Annotated in this window: 5 protein-coding genes; all 5 read right to left on the bottom strand. The window is 44.7% G+C overall.

Annotated features, from left to right (window positions below):
• The coding region (locus OEV42_16520; GenBank protein MDH3975879.1) for an OmpA family protein at window positions 1–1,611 on the bottom strand (1,611 nt) is incomplete at its 3' end.
• Between the two features lie 172 nt (window positions 1,612–1,783).
• Window positions 1,784–3,226, bottom strand: a complete 1,443-nt coding sequence (locus tag OEV42_16515) for an OmpA family protein (protein ID MDH3975878.1) — start codon at window positions 3,224–3,226, stop codon at window positions 1,784–1,786.
• 38 nt (window positions 3,227–3,264) lie between these two features.
• On the bottom strand, window positions 3,265–3,771 hold the full coding sequence (locus OEV42_16510) for a gamma carbonic anhydrase family protein (protein ID MDH3975877.1): 507 nt from the start codon (window positions 3,769–3,771) through the stop codon (window positions 3,265–3,267).
• Window positions 3,772–3,812: 41 nt separating this feature from the next.
• Window positions 3,813–4,745 carry an SDR family oxidoreductase gene (locus OEV42_16505; GenBank protein ID MDH3975876.1) on the bottom strand — a complete coding sequence of 311 codons (933 nt, stop codon included), beginning with the start codon at window positions 4,743–4,745 and terminating at the stop codon, window positions 3,813–3,815.
• Window positions 4,742–6,070 carry a UDP-glucose/GDP-mannose dehydrogenase family protein gene (locus OEV42_16500; GenBank protein MDH3975875.1) on the bottom strand — a complete coding sequence of 443 codons (1,329 nt, stop codon included), beginning with the start codon at window positions 6,068–6,070 and terminating at the stop codon, window positions 4,742–4,744. The genes OEV42_16505 and OEV42_16500 overlap by 4 nt, the downstream gene beginning before the upstream one ends.
• Window positions 6,071–6,142 lie beyond the last annotated feature (72 nt).

Genomic DNA, 6,142 nt, shown 5'->3' with positions numbered 1-6,142 from the left:
GTCTTCAGCAACGGGCGCTTCCTCAACCGTCGGTTCTTCTTCAGGTACCGACACATCTTCACCAGGGGAAACATCCACAGGCGCAGGCAAATCGTCAAAAGGTGACAAACCTTGAGAAGTGGATTTGTCAACAGGTTCAGGCACTTCAACAGGTTCAGGCACTTCAACAGGTTCAGGCACTTCAACAGGTTCAGGCACTTCAACAGGTTCAGGCACTTCAACGGGTGCAGGCACTTCAACGGGTGCGGGCACTTCAACAGGAGCGGGCACTTCAACGGGTGCGGGCACTTCAACAGGAGCAGGCACTTCAACAGGAGCGGGCACTTCAACAGGAGCGGGCACTTCAACAGGAGCGGGCACTTCAACAGGAGCGGGCACTTCAACGGGTGCAGGCACTTCAACAGGAGCAGGCACTTCAACGGGTTCAGGCACTTCAACGGGTTCAGGCACTTCAACGGGAGCGGGCACTTCAACGGGAGCGGGCACTTCAACAGGAGCGGGCACTTCAACAGGAGCGGGCACTTCGGCAGGTGCAGGTACTCCGGCAGGTATGCCAACCTCTTTGAGAGCCGCCTCTCCACTTACCACCAAAGGCTCACTTTTACCCTTAGCCGCCGTTTCTTTATCCAGGAAGTTTATTACAATCTCTTCAGCTTTACCGTAGATAAAAGCAACCTGAGCAACACCATCACTAAATTGTGAAGGCTCTATGACCTTAGGTGTTATTTCTCCATTCCCGGAGACAGTAACATTGACACCTTTTCCTCTATTTGAATAATCTTTAACAACATTATCATAGGCATCAACAGCGGTAACACTAACGCTAAACTCTTCACCGACCATGGCAAGCTGCGGTGAGAAAACCACAAAGTGATCAGTTTTAGCCGGCCTGACTTTGACAGTTTTACTTTTTCCACTTATTTTTCCTGTAATGTCTTTCACCACCAGCGTTAGTGCACCGGATTTCAAATGTGTTACAGGAACAGTGGCAACACCATTAACAAAGCTCTTTGCTTCGATATTGATCCTGTCTGTTTCACTTGCGCTGCTTAGTATCAGCTGAGCTGCAGCGCCTGCTTCGCCATAGTTTTCAATAACTTTACCCTTCGCATCAAGGGCCTGAACCTGGACACTAAATTCCTCACCACATAAGACGTCCACCGGAGGGGTAAGGGTAAAACTATCCAGTGGAGAAACCAGCTTTGCAACGGCCGTTGCTCCAGCAGAACCAATTCTGGAAACAACTTTCATTTCCTGGGGTTCTTCAAAAAAGCTTCCTCCCGAATAAACAACGATATCAACTCTTCTTTCCTTCTTTCTTATCGTTTCAATAGAAGTCCCCTCCTCCGCAACAAAGGGCCTTGTTTGACCGAAACCGGTCATATAGAAAGCTACTTTCAACTCGGGATACTTTCCTGACAGATAGAGCTTAACAGACTGGGCTCTTTGAATCGAAAGGAGTATAGCCGATTTCTTCTCGCGGGAAGATTCAGCATAACCTTCAAGCCTGACAATAAAATGGCCTTTTAGCGCAATCAGAGACCGGGCAACCTTATCGAGTTTTTTCATCGCCCTCGTATCAAGTTCGGCCTCTCTTAAAGCGAAATACACACTGCCTACGACATTGCCATTTTTAATTGCTTTATTTAACGCATCAATGCCTTCTTCTTTTTCCTCCGCAAACAGAGAGGGAGTAATGCAAAAAAGAGGTATTATCAGGAGGGAGATAAAAAAAATTATCTTAGTTAACAACCGCATCATCCAGATCATTCCTCAGGAGGCTCTATTTATTGGGGACAACAAGGAGAACATCAACCCTGCGGTTAAGGCTCCTTCCCTCTGGAGTTTCATTACCGGCAATAGGCTTTCCTTCGCCGTAGCCCTCAATAAAAACTCTCTCAGGAGGAATACCATACTTACCGATCATCGCCTCGGCAACGGCAGAAGCCCTTTGCAGTGAAAGCTTTTCATTATATACGGCAGATCCTATACTATCTGTATGTCCCTCAATTTTAAGAAAGAAACTTTCTTTATCTTCGGGCAATTCACGGGCAATAAGACCAATGGATTGCAATGATTCAGGCCTGACAGTCCAGCTATTGGTGTCAAACATCAGTTCGGGAAGTCTGAACTTCCTCATTGTTTTCCCTTTAACCGGCTTAACCGGCTCAAGGACATCAACACTGGGCACTCCGGCAGGAACAGCAGGAGGCAGAGCGACAGGAGGCAACAGGACCGCTTCCTCTTTCCCCGTAAGGGGTACCTCAAGAGCAGCTACACCGGCAACCTCAGGGGCAGCGGGAACAGGTACGGGGGCAAGAGGAACAGGCGCCCTGAATTCAACACCTATCTCTTCACGTCGGGCAGTTATCATTTTTGGTAAAAGAGGAATAGGCGGCTTACCTTTTGGTTTTTCAACTTCTGCAATAATTGGCTTCGGTGGTTTTGGAACAGGTACAATGTACTCCCCCAGGCCGCCGCATGTAGAAATCCCTGCAATAATCCTCTGCTCGGCAAAAGCATCACTCTGATAAAAATCTACTCCACCTGTAAAAGTCAGGTATGGAGTAATATAAACCTGGAATCCCGGTGTATATCTCATTGTACTATCTTCATCAGGGACCTGCCCCGACCGCCATTCCATTTCCAGGAAGAGCCTGTACCTGGGATGAAATGAAGTATCGAGTGCGCCATTGACAAAGGTTTCATTTTCGTAAGTTAATGTATCCGCTTCATGATACCCCATATTCAGATGAAGTTTTACATACTTTCCTCTCACCCCCAAAAGGAGTTTACCTTCATAGTCCGTTTTACCCGATTTATCGGGATCAGTGGATTGCGGTTTAAGCATTGCTCCTGAAATAGCGAGCTTATAGCTGGACCGGTTAGTGCCAAAAATCCGCTGTTTAAATCCTATGTTTGTGTATCCCCTGGGATCATTATTCGTATCGCTGTTAAAAAGAAGGCTCGGATAAGAAATATTTATTTCGAGGTCTTTTGACATGCCGAAAGTCAGAGAGGCAGGCATCAGACTATTTTTGCCGCCATCTTTATCTTTGGAGAGGTTTCCCCAAAGGCCAAGGCAAAGGTTCCCGTTACCAATGGTTTCACAAGAAGCTACGGAAAGAAGCCCCGTCTCTCCATATTGGTTTGTCGAGGAAAAGGCATGGGGAACCGGCAGCGCAAGGGTCAATAATAAGAAAAAGGCTATAACAGATCTATTCAACGAAAGAATTCCTGTTTTCTATGACTTTACTAAAAATATTAAGTCTGGTAATCCTTCATGTAGTCGATATAATTCATTGCCGACTTTTTTATTCTTTTAACTTCCTCATCGGTCAGTTCTCGTGCCGGCCTGGCAGGAACACCGACAACCAGTGTTCCCGGTTCTACATTCATACCTTCCGTAACAAGCGCGCCTGCCCCGACAATAGAATCTTCACCAACCCGGGCACCGTCAAGCACAATAGACCCCATTCCCAGAAGGCACCTGTCTTTTATAGTGCAGCCATGAAGCGTAACATTATGACCAATGGTTACATCATTGCCAATAACCAGAGGATGCGTTCCCTTCGTTACGTGAAGGACACAATTATCCTGAACATTGGTCCTGTTTCCAATACGGATGTAGTTTACATCACCGCGAATTGTCGCATTAAACCACACGCTCGATTCCTTACCGAGAACAACATCACCGATAATCTGCGCACTCTCTTCGACAAATACGCTTTCATGAATTTGAGGTAATATATCTTTGTATTTTCGTATCATAACAAAAAAAGAAGCTTTACAAATACAAAAAAATCACTTTTTCAGGTCTCTAACCTCTCAGAAAAGTAATCAACAGTCTTTTCAAGCCCCTTTTTCAGCTTGATTTCAGGTTTCCAGGCGAGCTTATCCATGGCAAGTGAAATATCGGGCTGCCGCTGCGTCGGATCATCCTGGGGCAAGGGTTTATATATTAACTTCGACTTTGATCCCGTTATTCTCTTCACCTCATCTGCAAGTTCGATCATGGTAAATTCATCAGGGTTTCCCAGGTTAACAGGCCCTGTAAAATCCTGGCATTCCATCATCTTCATCATTCCTTCAACAAGATCATCAACATAACAAAAAGACCTTGTCTGCGTACCATCACCATAGATAGTAATATTCTCACCTCTAAGCGCCTGCATTATAAAATTAGAAACGACCCGGCCATCATTCTCTGCCATTCTGGGGCCATAAGTATTAAAAATTCTGACAATCTTTATGTCTACCCTGTTCTGCCTGTAATAGTCAACCATAAGGGTTTCAGCCACCCGCTTGCCTTCATCATAACAGCTTCTTGGCCCTATGCAATTCACATTTCCCCAATACTCTTCCTTTTGAGGATGCACTTTAGGGTCTCCATAGACCTCTGATGTTGAAGCCTGTAATATTCTTGCGCTTACTCTTTTTGCAAGGCCCAGCATATTGATGGTACCCATGACGGAGGTTTTAGTCGTTTTTACCGGATTATACTGGTAATGAACAGGTGATGCAGGGCAGGCAAGGTTATAGATCCGATCCACTTCGAGGAGAATGGGCTCGATAATGTCATGCCTGATGAGTTCGAAATTATGGTTATCCATAAGGTGAGTAATATTTTCCTTTGAACCGGTAAAAAAATTATCGAGACAAAGAACATCATGCCCTTCATTAAGCAATCTTTCGCAAAGATGGCTTCCTATAAATCCGGCGCCTCCCGTAACGAGAACTCTCAAACCTTCCTCCCGACAGCAAAGTACTCAAAGCCCAGCTTTTTCATTTCCCTGGGATTATAGATATTCCTGCCATCAAATATGACCGGCTTTTTCATGAGTGATTTTATACGATCAAAATTAGGCCTCCTGAACTCATTCCATTCCGTAACTATTAACAGGGCATCTGCACCTTCAAGTGCATCGTAATTGATATCTCTGTACTCTATTCGGTCATTAAATATATGCCTTGCTTCACCCATTGCCACAGGATCATGGGCAACGATATTAGCGCCCATATCAAGCAGTTTATTAATAATAACAATAGAAGGGGCCTCCCGCATATCATCGGTTCTCGGTTTAAAAGAGAGTCCCCAAAGGGCAAAGGTCTTGCCTTTAACATTCTTTTCTCCACAATAATAATTGGTGATTTTCTCGACCAAAACACCTTTTTGAATTTCATTTACTCTTTCGACAGCATCGAGAATTTTGAAATCATAATCATTTTCGGCAGCCGTTTTACACAGGGCCTTTACATCTTTTGGAAAACAAGAACCACCATAACCAATCCCGGCAAAAAGAAAGGAATGCCCTATCCTGCTGTCAGAACCAATTCCCTTTCTTACGCTGTTTACATCAGCGCCAACTTTTTCACAAAGATTGGCTATTTCATTCATAAAGGAAATCCTGACAGCCAGCTTTGCATTGGCTGCATACTTCGTCATTTCAGCGCTTCTCACATCCATAATAAGAATGGGATTATCGGTCCTTACAAAAGGCTCATAAAGCTCTTTCATAATTTCTTCCGCATCAGTACCGTCATCAACACCAATGACCACCCGATCGGGTTTCATAAAATCATCGATGGCCGCGCCCTCTTTAAGAAACTCGGGATTTGAAACGACACCAAAACCATAGCCGGCGCCTCTTTTTTTCAGCTCACCGGCAACAGCTTCCCTGACTTTATCAGCCGTCCCTACGGGCACAGTACTTTTATCGACAATCACTTTGTAGCCATTCATATTTCGGCCAATGTCTCTTGCAACACCAAGAACATACTGCAAATCAGCAGAGCCATCCTCCCCGGGAGGCGTACCGACGGCAATAAAACAAACAAGGGATTTTTCGACGGCACTTTTAACATCTGTTGTAAAAGTCAATCTTTTTTCTTCTACGTTTCTTTTTATCAATTCTTCAAGGCCCGGTTCATAAATAGGAACAATCCCCTTATTCAGGTTTTCAATCTTACTTTCATCAATGTCGACGCAGATTACATCATTACCGGAATCAGCAAAACATGCTCCTGCCACAAGGCCGACATATCCACTACCTACGACACATACGTCCATCAAAAAAACTCCTTCAAATCCGATTTAATTAATTCAAGGCAGAAAAAAAGCTGTCACATACTACTTTATACA

This window comes from Deltaproteobacteria bacterium (genome assembly GCA_029860075.1).
Classification (GTDB): Bacteria; Desulfobacterota; JADFVX01; order JADFVX01; family JADFVX01; genus JAOUBX01.
The sequence above is the reverse complement of the archived record's forward strand: the minus strand, read 5'-3'. Positions and strand labels throughout refer to the sequence as shown.